The organism is Limnohabitans sp. JirII-29 (assembly GCF_003063395.1).
Lineage (GTDB): Bacteria > Pseudomonadota > Gammaproteobacteria > Burkholderiales > Burkholderiaceae_C > Limnohabitans.
The window spans coordinates 90,010-110,024 of record NZ_NESB01000005.1 but is presented as its reverse complement, the minus strand read 5'-3'; the positions used below and the strand labels follow the sequence as shown (position 1 = coordinate 110,024).

Annotated in this window: 20 protein-coding genes; 8 read left to right on the top strand and 12 right to left on the bottom strand. The window is 60.4% G+C overall.

From position 1 onward, the window contains the following. Position 1: 1 nt before the first annotated feature. Genes B9Z39_RS09810 through B9Z39_RS09800 form a run of 3 tightly spaced genes read right to left on the bottom strand, consistent with a single transcriptional unit; the run spans position 2 to position 3,754 of the window. Positions 2 to 2,398 carry a xanthine dehydrogenase family protein molybdopterin-binding subunit gene (locus B9Z39_RS09810; RefSeq protein ID WP_108301587.1) on the bottom strand — a complete coding sequence of 799 codons (2,397 nt, stop codon included), beginning with the start codon at positions 2,396 to 2,398 and terminating at the stop codon, positions 2 to 4. Then, on the bottom strand, positions 2,391 to 2,879 hold the full coding sequence (locus B9Z39_RS09805) for a (2Fe-2S)-binding protein (RefSeq protein ID WP_108301675.1): 489 nt from the start codon (positions 2,877 to 2,879) through the stop codon (positions 2,391 to 2,393). The genes B9Z39_RS09810 and B9Z39_RS09805 overlap by 8 nt, the downstream gene beginning before the upstream one ends. 2 nt (positions 2,880 to 2,881) lie before the next feature. Then, a complete protein-coding gene (locus B9Z39_RS09800) occupies positions 2,882 to 3,754 on the bottom strand; it encodes a xanthine dehydrogenase family protein subunit M (protein ID WP_108301586.1) in 873 nt (290 codons plus the stop codon). A 178-nt stretch (positions 3,755 to 3,932) separates the two neighbouring features. Between B9Z39_RS09800 and gcvA the strand changes: the two genes are divergently transcribed. The 5 genes from gcvA (at position 3,933) to B9Z39_RS09775 (ending at position 8,514) form a co-directional block, all read left to right on the top strand. Beyond that, a complete protein-coding gene (gene gcvA / locus B9Z39_RS09795; protein ID WP_108301585.1) occupies positions 3,933 to 4,859 on the top strand; it encodes a transcriptional regulator GcvA in 927 nt (308 codons plus the stop codon). 98 nt (positions 4,860 to 4,957) lie between these two features. Beyond that, positions 4,958 to 6,589 carry a UbiD family decarboxylase gene (locus B9Z39_RS09790; protein ID WP_108301584.1) on the top strand — a complete coding sequence of 544 codons (1,632 nt, stop codon included), beginning with the start codon at positions 4,958 to 4,960 and terminating at the stop codon, positions 6,587 to 6,589. A gap of 8 nt (positions 6,590 to 6,597) precedes the next feature. Further along, complete coding sequence (locus B9Z39_RS09785) at positions 6,598 to 7,203, top strand: UbiX family flavin prenyltransferase (RefSeq protein WP_108301583.1); 606 nt, start codon at positions 6,598 to 6,600, stop codon at positions 7,201 to 7,203. Then, positions 7,200 to 8,195 (top strand): tripartite tricarboxylate transporter substrate binding protein, encoded by a 996-nt coding sequence (locus B9Z39_RS09780; protein WP_100144415.1) that lies wholly within the window; start codon positions 7,200 to 7,202, stop codon positions 8,193 to 8,195. The genes B9Z39_RS09785 and B9Z39_RS09780 overlap by 4 nt, the downstream gene beginning before the upstream one ends. Positions 8,196 to 8,205: 10 nt before the next feature. Then, entirely contained in the window at positions 8,206 to 8,514 is a 309-nt protein-coding gene (locus B9Z39_RS09775; RefSeq protein WP_108301582.1) for a DUF4936 family protein, read from the top strand. Between the two features lie 2 nt (positions 8,515 to 8,516). Here the strand turns inward: B9Z39_RS09775 and B9Z39_RS09770 are convergent, their stop codons facing one another. The 4 genes from B9Z39_RS09770 to B9Z39_RS09755 all read right to left on the bottom strand — a co-directional run bounded on the left by B9Z39_RS09770 (position 8,517) and on the right by B9Z39_RS09755 (position 11,610). Further along, on the bottom strand, positions 8,517 to 9,494 hold the full coding sequence (locus B9Z39_RS09770) for an NADPH:quinone reductase (RefSeq protein ID WP_108301581.1): 978 nt from the start codon (positions 9,492 to 9,494) through the stop codon (positions 8,517 to 8,519). A 31-nt stretch (positions 9,495 to 9,525) separates the two neighbouring features. Continuing rightward, positions 9,526 to 10,155, bottom strand: a complete 630-nt coding sequence (locus tag B9Z39_RS09765; protein ID WP_100144421.1) for a hypothetical protein — start codon at positions 10,153 to 10,155, stop codon at positions 9,526 to 9,528. 279 nt (positions 10,156 to 10,434) lie between these two features. Beyond that, a complete protein-coding gene (locus B9Z39_RS09760) occupies positions 10,435 to 10,647 on the bottom strand; it encodes a hypothetical protein (RefSeq protein WP_100144423.1) in 213 nt (70 codons plus the stop codon). Positions 10,648 to 10,701: 54 nt separating this feature from the next. Then, positions 10,702 to 11,610, bottom strand: a complete 909-nt coding sequence (locus tag B9Z39_RS09755; RefSeq protein WP_108301580.1) for a LysR family transcriptional regulator — start codon at positions 11,608 to 11,610, stop codon at positions 10,702 to 10,704. A 147-nt stretch (positions 11,611 to 11,757) separates the two neighbouring features. Between B9Z39_RS09755 and B9Z39_RS09750 the strand changes: the two genes are divergently transcribed. Both B9Z39_RS09750 and B9Z39_RS09745 read left to right on the top strand, forming a co-directional pair. Next, complete coding sequence (locus B9Z39_RS09750) at positions 11,758 to 13,410, top strand: FAD-dependent monooxygenase (RefSeq protein ID WP_108301579.1); 1,653 nt, start codon at positions 11,758 to 11,760, stop codon at positions 13,408 to 13,410. Continuing rightward, complete coding sequence (locus tag B9Z39_RS09745; protein ID WP_108301578.1) at positions 13,407 to 14,369, top strand: VOC family protein; 963 nt, start codon at positions 13,407 to 13,409, stop codon at positions 14,367 to 14,369. The genes B9Z39_RS09750 and B9Z39_RS09745 overlap by 4 nt, the downstream gene beginning before the upstream one ends. On the opposite strand, the gene B9Z39_RS09740 is transcribed toward B9Z39_RS09745, so the two are convergent. Next, positions 14,358 to 14,762, bottom strand: coding sequence for a RidA family protein (locus B9Z39_RS09740; protein WP_108301577.1), 405 nt, complete (start codon positions 14,760 to 14,762; stop codon positions 14,358 to 14,360). The two genes, B9Z39_RS09745 and B9Z39_RS09740, sit on opposite strands and share 12 nt — an antisense overlap. A 33-nt stretch (positions 14,763 to 14,795) precedes the next feature. Further along, entirely contained in the window at positions 14,796 to 15,260 is a 465-nt protein-coding gene (locus B9Z39_RS09735) for an Lrp/AsnC family transcriptional regulator (RefSeq protein WP_100144434.1), read from the bottom strand. Between the two features lie 104 nt (positions 15,261 to 15,364). Here B9Z39_RS09735 and mdeB point away from each other — a divergent pair, with 104 nt between their 5' ends. After that, a complete protein-coding gene (gene mdeB, locus B9Z39_RS09730) occupies positions 15,365 to 17,986 on the top strand; it encodes an alpha-ketoglutarate dehydrogenase (RefSeq protein WP_108301576.1) in 2,622 nt (873 codons plus the stop codon). A 3-nt stretch (positions 17,987 to 17,989) separates the two neighbouring features. Here the strand turns inward: mdeB and B9Z39_RS09725 are convergent, their stop codons facing one another. From B9Z39_RS09725 to B9Z39_RS09715, 3 genes are read right to left on the bottom strand one after another with little or no spacing between them, the layout of a single operon-like run. Then, positions 17,990 to 18,991: an ABC transporter substrate-binding protein gene (locus tag B9Z39_RS09725; protein WP_108301575.1), complete on the bottom strand. Its 1,002-nt coding sequence runs from the start codon at positions 18,989 to 18,991 to the stop codon at positions 17,990 to 17,992. 15 nt (positions 18,992 to 19,006) lie between these two features. Then, positions 19,007 to 19,288 carry a hypothetical protein gene (locus B9Z39_RS09720; RefSeq protein WP_108301574.1) on the bottom strand — a complete coding sequence of 94 codons (282 nt, stop codon included), beginning with the start codon at positions 19,286 to 19,288 and terminating at the stop codon, positions 19,007 to 19,009. 18 nt (positions 19,289 to 19,306) lie between these two features. Next, positions 19,307 to 20,008 (bottom strand): RraA family protein, encoded by a 702-nt coding sequence (locus tag B9Z39_RS09715; RefSeq protein ID WP_108301573.1) that lies wholly within the window; start codon positions 20,006 to 20,008, stop codon positions 19,307 to 19,309. Positions 20,009 to 20,015 lie beyond the last annotated feature (7 nt).

Below are 20,015 nucleotides of genomic sequence, written 5' to 3'. Positions count from 1 at the left end.
GTCAAACACTTCCTTGTCTCTGTTGTAGGGCAGCCCAGATGGCCTGCGGGGTCATGGGCAAATGGTCGATCGAGGCACCCAGGGGCGCCAAGGCATCGTTGACTGCGCTGGCAATCGCGGCAGGGCTGCCGAGGTAGCCAGCTTCGCCCGAACCCTTTTGGCCGAACTCGGTCAAGGGCGAGGGGGTGCAGTGGTCGACGATGGTAATGGCGGGCACTTCGGCGGAGCTGGGCAACAGGTAGTCCATGAAGGTGCCGGCCAGCAACTGGCCTTCGTCGGAGAACGCAAACTTCTCCATCAGCGACGCACCCAGGCCGTGGGCAATGCCGCCGTAGGTCATGCCGTGAACGACGTCGGGGCTGATCATCACGCCGCAGTCGTGGCCACACACATAACGCTGGATGCTGACTTTGCAGGTCTCGGGGTCGATGCTGGCCAAGATCACGTGCGACTCGAACGAGTGGCAGGGGTACATCTGGATGCGGCCGTCTTCGGTGGGCAAGGCGCCCCCGGTGGGCACTTCCATCACAAACTTTTCTTGCAGGCCGGGCTCCATGTGCTCGGGCAGCAGGTGGTATTTGCGGTGGGCCACGTCCACCATGGCGTCCCAGCTCATGCGCACGCTGGGGTCGCTGCGCAGGTGCACATCGCCGCCTTCGTACACCAACTGATCGAGGGGTTGCTTCAGGTTGTGCGCCGCAATTTGCAACAGCTGTTGGCGAATTTTTTTGGCCGCACCGGCTGCAGCGCCACCCAGCATGATGGCCATGCGGCTGCCCACCGGGCTGTTGGAGGGCAGGGCGTTGAGCGAGTCGGCGTGGATGACGCGGATGCTGTCGGGCGCACGGTGCAAGATTTCGGCCACCACGGTGGACACCAAGGTCTCGTGCGCTTGGCCCGAGGTGGAGGTGGCCATCAACGCCGTGACGGTGCCGCCTAAGTCCACGCGCACCAGGCACGAGTCCATCCAGGTGGTGGTTTGGTTTTTGGGGTTGAACAGCGGCTCGAACGACGAGTTGCCGCCCGAGGGCTCCAGGCAGGTGGAGATGCCAATGCCAGCCAACATGCCTTGGGCGCGCAGGCGGTCGCGCTCTTGCACGATGTGGGTCATGGGCGCGGCGTTGAGGGCTTTGTCCATCACGGTGGCGTAGTCACCCGAGTCGTAGTGCGTGCCGCTGGGGATGAGGTAGGGGAACTCGTCTTTGCCAATCAGGTTGCGGCGGCGCAGCTCGATGCGGTCCATCTTGAGAAAGCGTGCCACTTTGTCGATGCCGGTTTCCAGCGCGTAGTTGGTGGGCGCTTGGCCAAAGCCACGCACCGCTTCTTGGGGCGTTTTGTTGGTCATCACCGCCATGGCGTGGTACTCGACGCTTTGAATGCGGTACGGCCCCACGATGGCGCCCACTGGCTTGCCCAACTGCAAGGGCGAGCGGCCCGAGTAGGCGCCAATGTCGTCCAAGGCGCGCATGCGCATGGTGCGCAAGGTGCCGTCGTTTTGAAAGCCCAGCGTCACATCAAAAATGCGATCCGGGCCTTGCATGTCGCCGCCGCGCATGTTCTCGATGCGGTCTTCCACAAAGCGCACCGGGCGACCGAGTTTTTTGGCGAGGTAGCCCACCATGATGGAGTGCTTCAAGCCGCGCTTGACGCCGTAGCTGCCGCCCACGTCGACGTCAAAGTGCACGCGCACGCCGTTGCCGGGCAAGCGCAGGGCTTTGGCCAGTTGGTCGGGGAACTTGGGCATCTGGATCGAGGCCCACACGTCGAGCACCTCGGTGGCGTCGTTCCACTCGCAGGCCACGGCAAAGGTTTCGATGGGCACGGTGGAGTTGCGCGCCCAGCGCACGCGGTAGCTCAGCTGGTGGTCGCACTTGGCAAAGTCTTCTTCGACCGGGCCCCACACAAACTTGCGGTCAAAAATCAGGTTCGAGCCGTGGGCGGGGTGCACCAGCGGTGCGTCGCTGTGCAGCGCCGCTTCGGGGTCGACGATGTGAGCTGTTTGTTCGTACTCCACCATCACCAGCTCGGCGGCGTCTTCGGCCAGGGCGCGGGTGTCGGCCACCACAGCGGCCACCCATTCACCGGCGTAGCGCGCCACGTCCGAGGCCATGGGGTAGCGTGTGACCTGCGGTGCATCTACGCCCGGCAACACCGGGTCGGTGGCGGCGCGCAACTCAGCACCGGTGACCACGGCATGCACGCCGGGCATAGCCAGGGCTTGTGAGGCATCGATGCTCAAAATTTTGGCGCTGGCGTAGGGGCTGGCCACCAAGGCCACGTGCAGCATGCCTTGGCGGTGAATGTCGGCGGCGTAGTGGCCTTGGCCCACGACAAAGCGTTTGTGTTCGACCGCGCGGCGGTGTTTGCCGATGTAGCGGAAAGGGGTGGCGTCACTCATGGCTGTGCTCCTGGGGGGAGGTGGCGTGCATCACCGCATCCACGATCTGTTGGTAGCCGGTGCAGCGGCACAGGTTGCCGCTGATGGCTTCGCGCACTTGCGCCTCGCTGGGGTGCGGGTTGTGGGCCACCAAGGCGTGGCAGGCAATCAACATGCCGGGCGTGCAGTAGCCGCATTGCAGGGCGTGTTTTTCGCAAAACGAATCTTGAATCTTGGACAGACAGCCACGCTCGGGTGCTAAGCCTTCGACGGTGGTGATGTTCATGCCATCGGCTTGCACGGCAAACATGCAGCACGAGCGCACGGGTTCGTCGTTGAGCAGCACCGAGCAGGCACCGCACACGCCGTGTTCGCAGCCCACGTGGGTGCCGGTCAGGGCCAGCTCGTCGCGCAGAAAGTCGACCAGGGTGGTGCGGGGTTCAACGTCGCGCTGTTGCAAGACGCCGTTGACGCGAATTTGGACAGTCTTTTTGGAGGGCATGGTCATTCTTTCGGGGTGGCGGCTTGCAACAAGACACGGGCCAACAAGGCGGCGGCCAAATGGCGGCGGTAGTCGGCGCTGGCGTGCATGTCGCTGCCGGGGTCACAGGTTTGGGCGGCGGCGTGGGCCACGTCTTTGGCCAGCTCGGGGCTCAGGCGTTGGCCCACCAGTTGTTGCGCGAGTTCTGCAAACACCAGCGGTGTGCCACTGACGCCACCCAAGCCAAAGCTGGCGCGGGCGACCAAGCCTTGTGCATCGAGTTGCACCTGGCAAGCGGCCGAGGCCATGGCGAAGTCGCCGTGGCGAATGGCGGTTTCTTGAAAAGCCGAGCCAATGCGTGTGCCTTGCCAGATGGGCCAGTCGACGCGACGCAGCAAGTCGGTGTCGCCGATGGCGGTGAACATGGGGCCCAAGAAGAAGTCTTGCGCGGCCACTGCGCGTACGCCGTCTTCGGCGTTTTCAAGGTGCAGCGTGGCACCCAAAATCAAAGCGGTCAGGGGCAATTCGGCGGAGGGGTCGGCGTAGGCCAAGCTGCCGCCCACGGTGCCACGGTTGCGGGTTTGCTGGTGGCCGACCCAATGCAGGGCTTGGTGAATCAGGGGCAGTCGCTGGCCGATGTCGGCATGGCGCTCCACCTCGCACTGGCGCACACCGGCACCCAGGGTGAGGGTGTCGTGGGTGAGGGTGATGGTGCGCAGGGCGTCGAGGCGGTGGATGTCCACCAACAACTCGGGGCGCGCCAGGCGCATGGCCATCATGGGCACCAGGGTTTGGCCACCGGCAATCAGCTTGGCGTCGCCGCCGTGCTGTTGCAGCAGGCTCAGGGCGTGCTCGACGTTGTCGGCACGGATGTAATCGAAGGCGGCGGCTTTCATGGGGTGATGTTCCGAATGGCTGTGGGGGTGTGCTGACTATTTCTCACGCGCGGCTCCTTCTTGGGTCGGGCCAGAGTGTCTATTGAAAATGCCCATGCAAGCAATTCAGTAATATTCACGTTGCCTGAGAAAATCTCATACGGCAGAGCCGCCCCCCTAACTAACATTGCCTTCACTTATGAGAAAACTTCCTCCTTTGAATGCGGTCCGTGCATTTGAGGCAGCGGCGCGTCATGTGAGCTTCACCAAGGCGGCCAAAGAACTCTTTGTCACACACGGTGCCGTCAGCAAACAAGTGGCGGTGCTGGAGGCCTGGTTGAGCACACCGCTGTTCAACCGCAGCCAGTCGCAGCTCAGCCTGACCGATGCGGGGCGCACGTTCTTGACGGCGGTGACCCCAGCCCTGGACCGCATTGCCGTGACGGCCATGCAGTTGGTGGAGCAGGCCGAGCCCACGGCCTTGCGCATCAACGCGCCACCCACGTTCACCATGCGCTGGTTGATCCCGCGCATCTCGGCATTTCAAAAACGCCGGGGTGGGGTGGAGGTCAAGCTCACCACCTCGACCGCGCCGGTGAACTTTGAAGAGCGTGGCTATGACGTGGCCATTCGCGGCGCCCACGAGCCCTTGCCCGGCATGGTGTCGGTGCCATTCATGACCGAAACCATCGTGCCCATTTGTCACCCCGACTTGTTGGAAGGTGGGCGACTCCAAGACCCAGAAGATTTGGCCGAACACACCTTGATCAATTACGACACCGAGCCCCTGACCTGGGCCGAATGGCTGGCCTTGGCTGAGGTGTCGCCAGACGCAGCACCTAGCAAGTCTTTGCACTTTGAGCAGATGTACTTTGCCTTGCAAGCCGCCGCCGAAGGCTTGGGCGTGGTGCTGGTGCCTTTGTTTTTGGTGGCCGATGACGTGATTGCCGGGCGCTTGTGCGCGCCCTTTGGTTTGCGGGTGGCGCGTCAGCGCCGCTACTTTGCCAACTCGCCGCTGGGCGCGGCACAAAACCCCGTCATTGAGAGTTTCAGTGACTGGCTGCTCAAAGAAGGACAAGACACCGAGCGCTCCATCGCGCAGTTGGCCGACACCATGAAGTGGTGAGGGGTGTGAGTTTTTCTCGGGTATTGCCGGATGCAGGGTGACAGCGATGCAGGCATCATCGCAGCCTGATTTCTCAGACTACAGATTGAACCTCTCCCATGAGCCAACACACCACCGGTTACCCCGATTTGCACGACCACTTGGAGGAGCTCAAGCGTCGCGGCTTGCTGCAAGTGATTGACCGTCCCATCGACAAAGACTCTGAGTTGCACCCCTTGGTGCGCTGGCAGTTTGTGGGCGGCATGGACGAAGCCGAACGCAAAGCGTTTCTCTTCACCAACATCGTCAACGCCCAAGGCCGCAAGTACGACATCCCGGTGGTGGTGGGCGCACTGGCCGCCAACCGCGAGATTTACAGCGTGGGCATGGGCTCGTCGGTGGAGCAAATCCAGGCACGCTGGGACCATGCCATCAACCACCCCATCAAACCGCGCATGGTGGAGAACGCGCCTTGCCACGACGTGGTGCATGAAGGGGCCGACTTGCAAGGCGAGGGCAAGGGCCTGGACATGTTGCCCATTCCCATTTCGACGCCTGGCTTTGACAGCGCACCGACACTGACCGCCACCAACGTGATCACGGTGGACCCCGAGACCGGCGTGCAAAACATGGGCACCTACCGTTGTGCCCTGAAAGCGCCCGACCGTTTGGTGGTGCGCATGGCCACCCGCGTGGGCGGTGCTGGCGGTTACCTGCATTACCAAGCTTGGAAGAAGGCCGGACACAAAACCATGCCCTGCGCCATCGTGCTGGGCTGCCCGCCATATGTGGCGTTCATGGGCCCACAAAAACTGCCCATCGGCATGGACGAGTTCGATGTGGCCGGTGGCTTGGCGGGTGCGCCCATTGAGGTGACCCAGGCCCGCACGGTGAACCTGCGTGTTCCGGCGCAAGCCGAGATCGTGATTGAAGGCCAAATCGATTTGGAATTTTTGGAGCCCGAGGCACCGTTTGGTGAGTCGCATGGCCACGTGGCGTTGGAAGAGTTCAACCTGCCCATGACCATCACGGCCATCACGCACCGTGCCAAGCCGGTGATTCCGTCGTACATCAGCCAGGTGGCACCCAGCGAGTCGAGCGTGATCAAGCGCGTGGCCTACGAGCCCTTGTTCTTGGCGCACTTGCGCAATGCCTTGGGCATTCGCGGGGTCAAGCGTGTGTCCTTGCACGAGCCGCTCACAGGCTTGCTGCGTGTGACGGTGATCACCTTTGACAAAGACACCCCCAAGACCGAAGTCTGGCGTGCCCTGTATGGCGCGGCTTTCTTCAAAGGCGACTGCGGCAAGATTTGCATAGCGGTGAACGAGGACATCGACCCCGACAACGCCGACGCGCTGCTGTGGGCCATGGCCTACCGCATGAACCCCGTGGTCGATGTGCAAACGCTGGAGCACCGCGGCCAGGGCCACGGACCCAAGCGCGAGTTGGACGGCGAAGAAGACTCCACCTTGTTGATGGACGCCACCATGAAGTCGGTCATGCCGCCCTTGGCCTTGCCCACGCAGCCCTACATGGAACGCTCCAAAGCCATTTGGGAAGAGCTGGGCTTGCCCAAGCTGCGCCCGCAAGCGCCGTGGTTTGGCTACACCCTGGGCGACTGGCTGCCCCAGTGGGAGGCCGCTGCCCAGCGCGCCGCCACCGGACGCTACCTGGAGAACGGTGCCATCAGCTTGACGCAGCAGCGCAATGACGTGAAGGCCGAAACCAAGTTTCGACCGGACGAGCAGTGAGCGCTGTCATGACAAGCGTGCACAACACAACACCCCGGCGTCTGATCGTGGGCATCAGTGGTGCCTCGGGCATTGTGTATGGCGTGCGCATCTTGCAAGCCTTGCAACACAGTGACATCGAGACCCATTTGGTGATGAGCGACTCGGCGCGTTTGACGCTGACGGCCGAGACCGACTACACCCACAAAGAGGTGGAGGCCATGGCCTTTGAGGTGCACAACGCCAAGAACATTGGCGCCACCATTTCGTCCGGGTCGTTCAAGACCATGGGCATGGTGGTGGCCCCGTGTTCGATTCGCTCGCTGTCTGAAATTGCCTATGGCATGACCACCAGCTTGTTGTCGCGTGCGGCTGACGTGGTGCTCAAAGAGCGCCGCCGCCTGGTGCTGATGGTGCGTGAGACACCGCTGCACGCCGGCCACCTCAAAGCCATGACGCAAGCCTGCGAGAACGGCGCCATCCTCATGCCACCGGTGCCCGCTTTGTATGCGCGGCCACAAACCTTGGACGACATGGTCAACCACACGGTGGGACGGTGCCTGGACCTTTTTGACATTGAGACAGACCTTGTGTCGCGCTGGGCGGGCATGGGTAAAACAGGAGACAAAAAATGACAACGACGATGGCTAAGTCTGCCGCCTGGTGCGCGCGGTGGTTGGTGTGTGTGGGGCTGCTGGGTGCGGCGTCTGTGCTGCATGCGCAAAGCAACAACTACCCCAACAAACCCATTCGTCTGGTGGTGGGCTATGCACCCGGTGGTGTGGCCGACATCACGGCACGCATGGTGGCGCAAAAACTCTCTGACGCTTTGGGCCAGCAGGTGGTGGTGGACAACAAGCCCAGCGCGGGCGGCATTGTGGCCGGTGAAACCGTGGCCAAGGCTGATGCCGATGGCTACACCTTGCTGCACATGAACTACGGCAACGCGGTGAGTGCGGCCATGTTCAACAAAATGCCCTACGACATCAAGCGCGACTTTCAGCCGATCTCGGCCATGGGCTTTTTTGACGTGGTGATGTTGGTGGACAAAAGCTCTGACATTCAGAGCGTGCAAGACTTCATCACCAAGGCGCGCGCCAACCCCGAGAAGTACAACATTGGCACTGTGAGTTTGGGCAGTGGCCAACACATGTCGGCCGTGCTGTTCAAAAGCCTGACCGGCTTGAACGCCACCATCGTGCCTTACCGCACCACGCCCTCGTTGATGCTGGCACTCAAGAGCAAAGACATTGCGGTGGCGTTTGAAATCATCTCGCCTGCCATGCCCTTGATTCGCGGTGGCGAGATCAAGGCCATGGCGGTGTCCTCAGGCTCGCGTTTCCGTGGCTTGCCCGAGGTGCCCACCCTGGCCGAGAGCGGTGTGAAGGGCTACAACGTGACGGCCTGGAACGGCGTGGCCGCACCGGCCAAAACACCGCGCCCCATCATTGAGCGCTTGAACAAAGAAATCAACGCGGCACTGGCCTTGCCCGATGTACGCAGCAAGTTTCAAGACGTGGGCATTGACGCACGCGGTGGCACCCCCGAAGAGTTGCGTGACATTTTGTCGACCGAGATCGACAAGTGGAACAACTTGGTGACCACCATGAAGTTGGAGCGCCAATAAGGCCGGACCCATGAGCACCGCACACACGCACACCGGCGTCACTTTGTTTGTGTACTACAAGCTGCCGCTGCCCGAGCATGCGCAGTGGGTGGGGCGTGTGCGTGCGTTTCAGCAGGCGGTGGTGCAAGCCTGGCCGGGCATGACCGTGGAGTTGATGCAGCGGCCTGAAGCCTCACCCGAGGGCTTGGAGACGTGGATGGAGGTGTACCGCCACCCCCAGGGCGTGTCGCCTGACATGATGGCCTCAGTGGCCACCCTGGCGCAAGCGCACGGACTGCCCCCCAAACGTGCCGCCGAGCTGTTTGTGCCTTTGCACTGACGTCAAAGCGTGATCACCACGTTGCCCATCACCTGACCACTCTCCACCGCTTGGTGGGCTTTGACGATGTCTTGCAGCGGGTACTGCGCCGCCACCGCGTGGACCAGCGCGTTGTCTTGCAGCAGTTGGGTCAAATAGCGCAAGCCATGCTGGCGGTCTTCGGCTGTCAAGTCGTAGACCAAGAAGAACTTCAAGGTCATGGAGTTCCACAGCAGCGGTCTGAAGCTCACCGTCACATCGCCCGCCACGTTGGAGCCGTAGCACACCAAGGTGCCGTGGCGCTTGATGCTGCCGTCAGCGGTGAGGCGGTGTGAGGTGGAGAAGTCCATGTCAATCACCACATCCACACCTTGGCCGTTGGTGAGTTGTTTGATGCGCTCACTCACCGATTCGGTTTTGTAGTGAATCACCTCATGCACGCCGATACGGCGCACATGCTCGGCTTTGGCTTCGGAGCCTACGGTGCCAATCACGCGTGCGCCTTGCAGCACCGCCAATTGCGCCGCGTAGTGGCCCACTGCCGACGAAGCGGCAACGACCAACACGGTTTTATCTTTGAGGTCGCCCGCCAAATGAATGGCTTGAACAGCGGTGAGGGCCGGGATGCCAAAGCAGGCAGCAGATGCAAAGTCGATGTGATCGGGCAGCGCCACGGCTTGTTGTGCAGGCAGGGCGATGTATTCACACGCAGTGCCCCAGGGGCGCTGCCACTGGCCATTCCAAATCCACACGCGCTCGCCGATGCGTGCAGCGCTGACGCCCGCACCCACCGCGTCGATCACGCCCGCGCCATCGCTGTGGGGAATGATTTCGGCGTCGGTGATGGGCCGCGTTTTGCGCGACTTCACGTCAGACGGATTGACGCCTGAGGTGGCGAGCTTGACGCGCACTTCACCCGCAGCGGGTTGTGGGGTGGGCAGTTCGCCCAACGTCAACACCTCAACGGCTTCACCGTTGCGGTTGTACCAAGCAGCTTTCATGAGAATGTCTTTCAGGATCAGTTGTTGTGAATCACATGGGCGGCGCAAAACCGTTGCGCCCCACGGTCACGCGCACAGCGGTGGGCTGACCGTCTTTGACCTGAGCCACCACCATGACCTTGGCACCAGGAATCAGCAACACATTTTCTTCTTGCTTGGCCGGGCGGATGGTGACGATGGGCGTGCCCGCAGGCACCAGCAACCGCTTTTCACCGTCTTTGTATTTCAGCAGCAGTTGCTGACCGCCAGGCATTTGGCTGGGAGCTACGGCTAGGCTTGCCACGGTGGCGTTGGTCATGGTGCTTTGCGGTTGCAAGTCCCACGCGTAGTGACCTTCGCCCGTGCCGCGTGCGGCTTCAGGAAACACCAACACTTCCAAGGCCACCTGAGACCCATCGGCTTGTGGCATGGCGGCCGAGCCGATGAAGCTGCCCACTTGAATGTCTTGCAACGCGATGGGCAAGACCTCAGACACGGGCATATCGGCAGGTCGCACCAGCGTGACGACTTCGCCGCTGCGGTCTTTCACCACCAGTTGAGTGGGGCTGACTTGTTCAATCGTGCCGCGCACGCGCACAGGCGCAGAGGGGCTGGCTGTTTGTGCGTTGATGCACAGGGTGAGACAAGATAAAAGGCCTGCAATGAGCATGCGTGGCAACATGGCAACTCCTAGAGGGGGACGGTGGATGTCTCTGGACGATACCGGGTTTCAAGAGGCCGTGCTGGCGTCGACGGCAGACCACGCCTCGCAGGCGTTGAACTCTTTGACTTCGGGGTAGTGCTCCATGCGTTGGAATTTACGCATGAGCACCGTGCTTTGAAAATATTTGAGGCCGCAGCGCAAGCCGGTGCTGGCGGAATACGAGGGCATCACATAACTACACGACTGGCATCGCGGCTCATTGGGATGCTGCGATGCCAGGCTTGTCATGGTCAGTCGTCAGGCCTTGACGGGTTTGCAGTCTCCGCACATGAACATGCTTTGGTTGAGCAAGCGCTTGAAGGTGCCCAACGCACGCGGTTTGTGTAAACCGCATTTGTAGCAGCTCATGCTGGCTGCTGTGTGCCCAGAGCCACCAAATGGAGACCCTCCGGCTTTGGATTTGTAGCGAAGTCCGTCGCTGGCGATCTTGGTGGTTTCGTCTCTGCTCATGCTTGTAATTTTAGGTCATGTGGATGAAGTGTGGGTGCCTGGTGTCTGGGACGCTCAAATCGCGTCTGCAACATGTCGATGCAAGACGGCGCGGCGCATCATGTCGCAAAAATATTCAGCGGCGGGGGTGAGTGGCAAACCGCTGCGTCGCACCAAGCAAATAGGGGGCGCAGGCAAAACTTCGCGCACAGGGATGGCTTGCACCATGTCGCGCAATGGCATGAATTGGGTCCACTGCACGGGCAGCATCATCAGCAAGTCTGAGTGAGTGAGGGCCACCAGGAAGGACAGGGTGGAGTGAGCCTGCATGACCAAGCGAGGTGCAGGCAAGCCGTGTTGGGCAAACAAGGGGCCGAGTTCTTCTTCGGCAATGTGGGTGACGGAGGTGGTGATCCACTCGGCGTCAACCAGGTCAGCCAAAGACTTGGCATGTGCCAGCGGGTGGCCTTTGCGGCCATAGATCAAGCGTGTGTTGTCAAACAGTTTTTCGCGTGTTAACTCTGGCGCCAATACGCCTGGGTCGGGGCCCAGGTAGCAGTCCACGCGGCTTTCTTTGAGGTCGGCTTCGATGGTGGGGTACATCGCATCGCGTATGTCGATGGTGACATGCGGGTAGCGCGCACGAAAAGGTTGCAGTGCGTGGGGCAGCAAGGCAATGTGCGGCACGCTGGAGAGGGCCACCGTCAATCGGCCATGGGTTTCGCCGCGCAGTTGGTCGAGTTCTTCTTGGGCCAAGCGCAACTCGTTGCGCACCGCGCTGGCGCGTCGCAAAAACACCGAGCCCATGGGGGTGAGCTGCACGCCGCTGGGGCTGCGTTCGAACAAGACCACGCCCAGTTCACGTTCCAACTCTTGAATGCTGCGGCTGATGGCGGGTTGTGAGCCATTGAGTTGGCGTGCCGCCGCACGCAGGCTGCCGCGTTCGGCCACGGCCAAAAAGTCACGAACCGCGCTGAACTTCATGCCATAGGCCTCAACAAAGCCGTGATGTTGGCAACATAGGGAAAACGAGAGAGATCGAATTTGTGCATCAACATTCGAATATTGTCATCTTCCCGGTTCACCAACGCATCCGTACCATCCCTAGCCATTGAAAAAGGAGACTGTTGCATGGGTGATTCGTTGTTGAAGACGGGGGTGTTGATCGTGGGTGCTGGGCCGGTGGGCTTGGCATTGGCGATTGAGCTGGGACACCGATCCATTCCTTGTGTGTTGATTGAGCGCAATGAGCGTGTGGGCTATGCCCCACGTGCCAAGACCACCAATGTGCGCACCCGTGAACACTTTCGCCGCTGGGGCATTGCCGACACGCTGCGCGCTGCCTCGCCGTTTGGCATGTATTACCCCTCCAACGTGGTGTTTTGCACCAGCTTGTCGGGCCACGAGCTGACCCGATTTGAAAACGCCATGTACTGCGCGCCAGGGCGCAACCCGCTGTATTCAGAGCATGGCCAATGGATTCCGCAGTACACGGTGGAAGAGGTGATGCGTGAGCATGCGCAATCGCTGCCGAATGTGGACTTGCGTTTCAACACCGAGTTGACGACTTTTGAACAAGACGGAGACGGCGTACACGCGGTGGTGCGTGATTTGCGACAAGGCCAGAACATCACCATCGAGGCCAGTTTCATGGTGGGTGCGGATGGTTCGCGCAGTGCCGTGCGCGAAGGCATTGGCGCCAAGATGGAGGGCACGCGAGGTTTGTCACGCAACTACAACGTGGTGTTCAAGGCCCCAGGTTTGGCCGAAAAGCAAAAGCATGGGCCGGCCATCATGTACTGGCAAGTCAATGCCGAAGCGCCCAGTTTGATTGGTCCGATGGACCAAGGCGACAAATGGTTCTTCATGCCCACCGGCATGAAAGAGGGCACCAAGCTGGATGTGGCGAACACGCCCGATTTGATCCGCAAAGCCACGGGCATTGACTTGCCCTACGAGGTGCTGTCCACCGACGAGTGGGTGGCCAGCCGTTTGCTGGCCAACACCTACCGCGACCGCCGCGTGTTCTTGGCCGGCGACGCGTGTCACCTGCACCCGCCGTTTGGGGGCTACGGCATGAACATGGGTGTGGCTGATGGGGTGGACTTGGGTTGGAAGATCGCTGCCGTGCTGCAAGGCTGGGGTGGGCCCGCGTTGCTCGACAGTTACGAACAAGAGCGCAAGCCGGTGCACAACATGGTGCTGGACGAGGCGGTGGCCAACCACGCCATGTTGGGCAACCAGCTTTGGAAGGAGGGCTTGGATGGCGACAACGCCGAGGGCGCTGCGATGCGCCGCGAGGTGGGCGCAGTGATTCAGGCTGGCAAGTTGCGCGAGTTCACCACGCTGGGCGTGATGCTGGGCTACCGCTACGAAAACTCGCCTGTGATCGTGCCGGACGGCTCACCCATGCCCGGGCATGACTACATCAACTATGTGCCCAGTTCACGTCCGGGTTCGTTGGCCCCACATGCTTGGTTGCACGATGGCTCTTCGCTGTACGACCACTTGGGTCAAGGCTTTACCTTGTTGGCGTCCAAAGACGCGCCGTCTGAGGCGATTGAGCAAGCGCGCTTGCAAGCCCGCAACGCGGGGGTGCCTTTGACGGTGATTCAGCCCAACGAAGCAGGCATTGCCGAGCTGTATCCGACACGCTTCACGCTCATTCGTCCTGACCAACATGTGACATGGCGCGCCGATGCCTGGCCACACGCAAGCGTAGGATTATTCGAAAAAATCAGTGGTCGCAACAATTCGTTCACACCTGGAGGAGTCAAAGCATGAGTTCAACCCCCCACCTCGAATCACGCCGTCCCGGCGTGTTGGCCGTTCATTCGGTCGATCGTTTTGTCTACACCGTGCCAGACTTGAGCGTGGCGATCAAGTTCTACACCGACTTTGGTTTGGATGTACGCCAAGTCGACCAGCGTTTGGACTTGTACACCTTTGGTCACGACCACTGCTGGGCGTCGGTGTTTGAAGCGGGTGACCGCAAGCAACTGCAATATGTGCGCTACGGCATCTTTGCTGAAGATGTGGCTGCATTTGAAAAGCGCGTGAAAGACTTAGGCATTGGCTGTGCGCCGCATCCGCTGGGCAGCCAAGACGGCATTTGGTTGCGCAACCCGGATGGCACGGCGGTTCAGCTGTTGGTGGCCAAGAAGTCGTCACCATCGGTCAAGTCCACCCCCGCGCCCAAGAAGCCCGTGCCCGCTGGAAAAGGGGCCGCGCCAAGCCGCAGCCAGGTGGTGTCGACCCGCCCTAAGCATTTGTCGCATGTGTTGTTCTTCAGCCCCGATGTGTTGCGCATGACACGCTTCGCCGAAGACGTGTTGGGCCTGCGTTTGTCAGACTCCTCGGGGGACATCATTGCCTTCATCCACACCCCTCATGGCAGCGACCATCACCTGATCGCCTTGGCCAAGTCGCATGCACCCGGCCTGCACCACAGCAGTTGGGAGGTGGGCAGCATTGACGAGGTGGGCGTGGGGTCTGAGCAAATGCGCAATGCAGGTTGGGACCGTGGCTGGGGCTTTGGCCGTCACGTGTTGGGCTCGAATTATTTCTACTACGTGCGCGATCCGTGGGGCAGTTTTTGCGAGTACTCGCACGACATCGACTTTGTGCCCGCCGACTTGGATTGGCCTGCGGCTGACCACGCAGCCGAAGACTCGCTGTACGTGTGGGGGCCCACCATGCCCGAGGGCTTCATCACCAACCAGGAGCAGCCACTACCGGCTTGAGTCGGACACCACGGCCACGATTTCAATTTGAATCAGCATGCCCATGGGCAAGTCCATCACCATGGTGTGGCGTGCCGGGCGGTCGTGTGGGTCGGGAAAGCAGGCCAACCATTCGGCGTTCAGCAGTTCGCGCAGGCTGTTGTTTTGGATGTAGGCCTTGACATGCACCACGTCTTCCAAGGTGGCGCCGCCATTGCGCAACAAGGTGCGCAGGTTTTGAAACACAAACTTGGCCTGGCTGGCTGCGTCGCCGGGCAAGGTGTCGTTGGCCGGGTCGCGGCCCATGATGCCCGAGGAATAAATCGTGTTGCCCACACGGGCCCCCATGGGAATCGGTGCGTTGCCGTGGGTGATGCCGTCTACTTCGATGGAGCGGGGTCGTCTGGTGGTCATGGGTCAATCTCACAAGTTGAATGGTTGTGTTGTTCAGTGCGGCAGCGGCAAGGCCGTTTTGTAGCGCACTTGTTTGAGGGCAAAGCTGGAGCGAATTTTTTCGATGCCAGGGATGGGGGTGAGTTGTTCCAGGATGAACTTCTCGAGTGCCGTGATGTCGGCCACGGCCACACGAATCAGGTAGTCGCTGTCGCCGGTCATCAGGTAGCACTCCATCACCTCATCGTGTTCGGCAATGCGTTGCTCAAACTCAGCCAAGGCTGACTTGGACTGCTCTTTCAAACTGATGGAGATGAAGACCGACAAGTTCAGCCCCAGCTGTTTGGGGTTGACCAGGGCCACATAGCGGTCAATCACGCCAGCAGCCTCCAGGGCTTTGACCCGCGTGAGGCAGGGCGAGGGCGACAGATGCACCCGTCGTGCCAGCTCGATGTTGGTGAGGGAACTGTCGTGTTGCAGCTCCGTCAAAATGCGCAGATCGGTGGCGTCTAAATTCATTTCATGCTTCTAAATCAATTGATCGAAGCATTTTATTTTGTTATTTGCCGAAGTCGACCTGAAAACAATAGCCTATTTGGGTCATTTTTTTTTACAGTGAATGCATGACCGATCACAGCCTTCACTCTTTCTTGGCCGCAGCCAGCGGCGATGTGGACCCCTTTGAAACCGCCGAATGGCGCGACGCATTTTTGTCGCTGGTGGCCACCCACGGCCCCGAGCGGGCGCGTTTCATTTTGGACAACTTGGTGCAAGTGGCCAACACTTCCAAAGTGCAGTGGCAGCCCGAGTTGGCCACGCCCTACGTCAACAGCGTGGCGGTGGAGCAGCAACCCGCTTTTCCAGGCGACTTGGCGATGGAAGAACGCTTGGGTTCGCTGATGCGCTGGAACGCGCTGGCCATGGTGGCCAAGGCCAATGCCGCCTATGGCGAGTTGGGCGGGCACATTGCCAGTTATGCCAGCGCCGCCGATTTGTTTGAAGTGGGCTTCAACCACTTCTTTCATGCGCGCAACACCGCACACGGTGGGGACTTGGTGTTCTTTCAGCCGCACAGCGCACCCGGCGTGTACGCACGCGCTTATTTGGAAGGGCGTTTGAGTGAGGCTGATTTGTCGCACTACCGCCAAGAGCTCACAGCTCCCGAGGGTGTGCGTGGTTTGAGCAGTTACCCGCACCCTTGGCTGATGCCTGATTTCTGGCAGTTCCCCACGGGCTCGATGGGCATTGGCCCGATCAGCTCGATTTACCACGCGCGCTTCATGCGTTACCTCACACACCGCCAGTTGCAAGACTGCAGCGCACGCAAGGTGTGGGGCGTGTTTGGCGATGGCGAGATGGACGAGCCCGAGAGCATGAGTGCACTCACGCTCGCCTCGCGCGAAAAGCTCGACAACTTGGTGTGGGTGGTCAACTGCAATTTGCAGCGCTTGGACGGCCCGGTGCGTGGCAATGGCCGCATCATTGACGAGTTGGAGCGCTTGTTCCGTGGTGCCGGATGGAACGTCATCAAGCTCGTGTGGGGCAGTGATTGGGATGGTTTGTTTGCCCGCGATGTCACCGGTGCTTTGGTGCGTGCCTTTGCCGACACGGTGGACGGCCAGATGCAAACCTTTGCGGCCAAAGACGGTCGCTTCAACCGTGACACCTTCTTTGGTCAAAACGAAGAGCTGGCGCGTTTGGCCCAAGGCATGACCGATGAGCAAATTGACCGCCTCAAACGCGGCGGCCATGACCTGGTGAAGATCCATGCGGCCTATGCCGCAGCGGCCAACCACCAAGGGCAACCGACGGTGATCTTGGCCCACACCAAAAAAGGCTATGGCATGGGCGAGGCCGGGCAGGGCAAGATGACCACCCACAGCCAAAAGAAGCTCGACGAGACGGCCTTGATTGAGTTCAGAAACCGTTTCAACTTGCCGTTGACCGACGAGCAGGCCACACAGTTGCAGTTCTTCAAGCCCGCCGATGACAGCGCAGAGATGCATTACCTGCATGCGCAACGCCAACGCTTGGGCGGCTACATGCCCCAGCGCCACACCCAAGCCGATGAGGTGCCGGTGCCTGCACTGGCCCAGTACGCGAACTTCGCGGTCAATGCAGCGGGCAAAGAAATGTCCACCACCATGGCCTTTGTGCGCTTGCTGGGTAACTTGCTCAAAGACTCCGCGCTGGGGCCACGCATTGTGCCCATCGTGGCCGATGAGGCGCGTACCTTTGGCATGGCCAACTTGTTCAAACAGGTCGGCATTTACTCCAGCGTAGGCCAGCGCTACGAGCCGGAAGACATTGGCTCGGTGCTGAGCTACCGCGAGGCCCTGGATGGCCAAATTTTGGAAGAAGGCATCAGCGAGGCTGGCGCCATTGCCAGCTGGACAGCGGCGGCCACCAGCTACAGCGTGCACGGCTTGGCCATGTTGCCGTTCTACATTTACTACTCGATGTTTGGTTTTCAGCGCGTGGGCGACGCCATTTGGGCCGCCGCAGACCAACGTGCGCGGGGCTTCTTGTTGGGGGCCACGTCTGGGCGCACCACGCTGGGCGGTGAAGGTTTGCAACACCAAGACGGCAGCAGCCATTTGGTGGCCGCCACGATTCCCAATTGCCGAGCCTACGACCCAGCCTATGCGGGCGAGATGGCGGTGATCGTGGACCACGGCATGCGCGAGATGTTGGTCGAGCAGCGCGATGTTTTCTACTACGTCACCTTGATGAACGAAAACTACGCCCAACCCGATTTGCCCGTGGGTGTGGCGCAAGACGTGATTCGCGGTTGCTACAAGTTCAATACCTTCGAGGTCACGCAAGCCCAGGCGCCACGTGTGACCTTGATGGGCTCGGGCGCGATCTTGACCGAGGTGGTCAAAGCGGCTGAGCAACTGGCGGCACAGGGCATTGCCAGCGATGTGTTCAGCGTCACCAGCTGGAGCGAGTTGGCGCGCGATGGCCTGGCGTGTGAAGAGCGCGCTATGGCCGGCGACGCCACACCGGGCGTGCCGTTTGTGCAGCAACAGTTGGCACACAGCCAGGGCCCCATCGTGGCGGCCACCGACTATGTGCGCGCAGTGCCAGAGAGTGTGCGTGCGTATGTGCCCGCAGGCCGTCGTTACCTGAGCTTGGGCACTGACGGGTTTGGCCGCAGCGACACGCGCGCGGCGTTGCGTGCCTTTTTCCATGTGGATGCGACCAGCATTGTCAAAGCCGCACTGCACACCTTGGCGTCATGAGCCTCAGGGCATGGTGTGCTGCAGGGCGCGGTTGAAGTAGCTCAAGTCCAAAAACTTGTCGGGTGCTGGTGCTTTGCCACCCCATTGGCCTTCGATCTCGGCGCGTAAGGCCAACACGTTTTTGAAGCCCTGCATGTCGAGCGCGCAGTCTTTGGACAAGCCGCTGCCTGATGGGTCGTTCAAGGCTTGGTAAGTCATCTCGGCTTTGTTGGCGTCGAGTTTCAACTCACGCGACAGCACCTTCAGGGTGAGTGCTTTTTGCGCGGGGTCTTGGGCCGCGCGGCAGCCTTCGATGTAGGCCGCGATGTAGCGCTCAACAGCCGATGCGTGGGCAGCGGCCCAAGGGCGCATTACAAAAATACCACCGGCCTGGTAAGGACCGTACAACGCTGTGGTGGTGCCCAAGCTTTTGGCGCCACGTTCTTTGGCCAAGAAGTTCCAGGGTGGGTTGAGCAGGGTGGCCGCTCCAGCCGGACTGTCCAAACCTTTGAAGCGATTTTCTGAGCCGCCCAGTGGGTCAATCTTGTAGTCTTTGCCTTCCACCAAGCCTGCGTCTTTGAGGATTTTGCGGCCAATCAGGGCGTACGCCGTGTCGGGTGCGTCCACCACATAGGTGCGCCCGCGCATGTCAGACGGCTTGTTGATGTCTTGGCGCACCAGCATTTCGTTCATGCCGCCATCGCCCCCAGAAAGAATGACCACATCCTTTTTGGCGACCTCGATCATGGCAATGGCGTTGTCGACGGCTGCGTGTGCAATGTCAAATTTGCCTTCGGCCAAACCTGCGCGTTGTTGCTCAGAGTTGGGGGTGAACTGCATCACCGGGGTGATGCCCCGACGGGCAAAGTAGCCTTTTTCCATCGCCATGTAGATGGGGATGTTGCTGGCACCACGGAACACGTTGACGCGCAGAGTGACGGGGTCGTTGGCGGGGGCTTGTGCGACTGGGTTTGAGCTGCAAGCAGCGAGCAACAGGGCCACAGATGCGGTGATGATTTTGTACATAAGGCCTTTCAGGGGTTAGCGAATGTATTGCTCGCAGCTTTTTCTCTTTTTGTCATCAGAAATGCGTTTGCAGTATTTCGCGTCGTTGTTGACTTTGGCGAGGCATTTGTTTTGCAAATCGCCGTTGCCAATGCGGTTGCAGAACTCGGCTTTGTTGGCATCTATGGCTTGGCAATACAGTTTTTTGTCGTTGTTCTGGATACCGTTGCAGCCTTCGTAATCTGCTTTTTGTGCGTAATCTTTGGTGGCCGCCGTGGCGTTCAAGGTCAGCATCAACAGCACAATCCATAAGCGCATAGGGTTCTCCTTGGTCTCTCAGGGGCGCCAGATGTCGTCGATTTCTTTCACATCCAACGCTGCGTAGTTTTGCGCACAACCATGCAAATGCCATGGGTGTTGACCCGACTCTATGTCGAGTCGAACCGCGTCTTCGTTGTGTTTTTTAGCCAGCGCTTTGTGCACCACTTCAGCGGCATCTTTGCGTGCAATCACCATCACGCCATCGCCATCGGCCACCACCAAGTCGCCGGGGTAGACCGTCACACCATCACACACGATCGGTGCGTTCACGGTGCCGTGTCCCAGTTTTTCTGGGCTGCTGGGACCAATCTTGGTGGCCCACACGGGAGACTGCATGGCAACCAAATCGTCGGTGTCACGAATGAAGCCATCGACGATGGTGGCTTCTAGGCCTTTGACTTTGGCGTAAAACGCCGCCATGTCGCCCCATTGGGCGCCAGACTCTGGGCATTGCACCACCAACACGTCACCGGCTTGGGCCAGGTACAGCGCGCGGTGCATCATGAGATTGTCGCCAGGTTCACAAAACGCGGTCACTGCCGGGCCTGCAATGCGCACGCCGGGCAGCAAAGGGCGCATGTGTGGTCCCATGGTGGCCAAGCGGCCTGCAATGCCGCCCATCGCTTCATGCAGATCGGACACGCTGACTTGGCGCGCCAGGGCGCAGAGGTCTGCATCGACGCGGTTGACCTTCAGATAGACGATGGATTTTTTCATGGCGTGC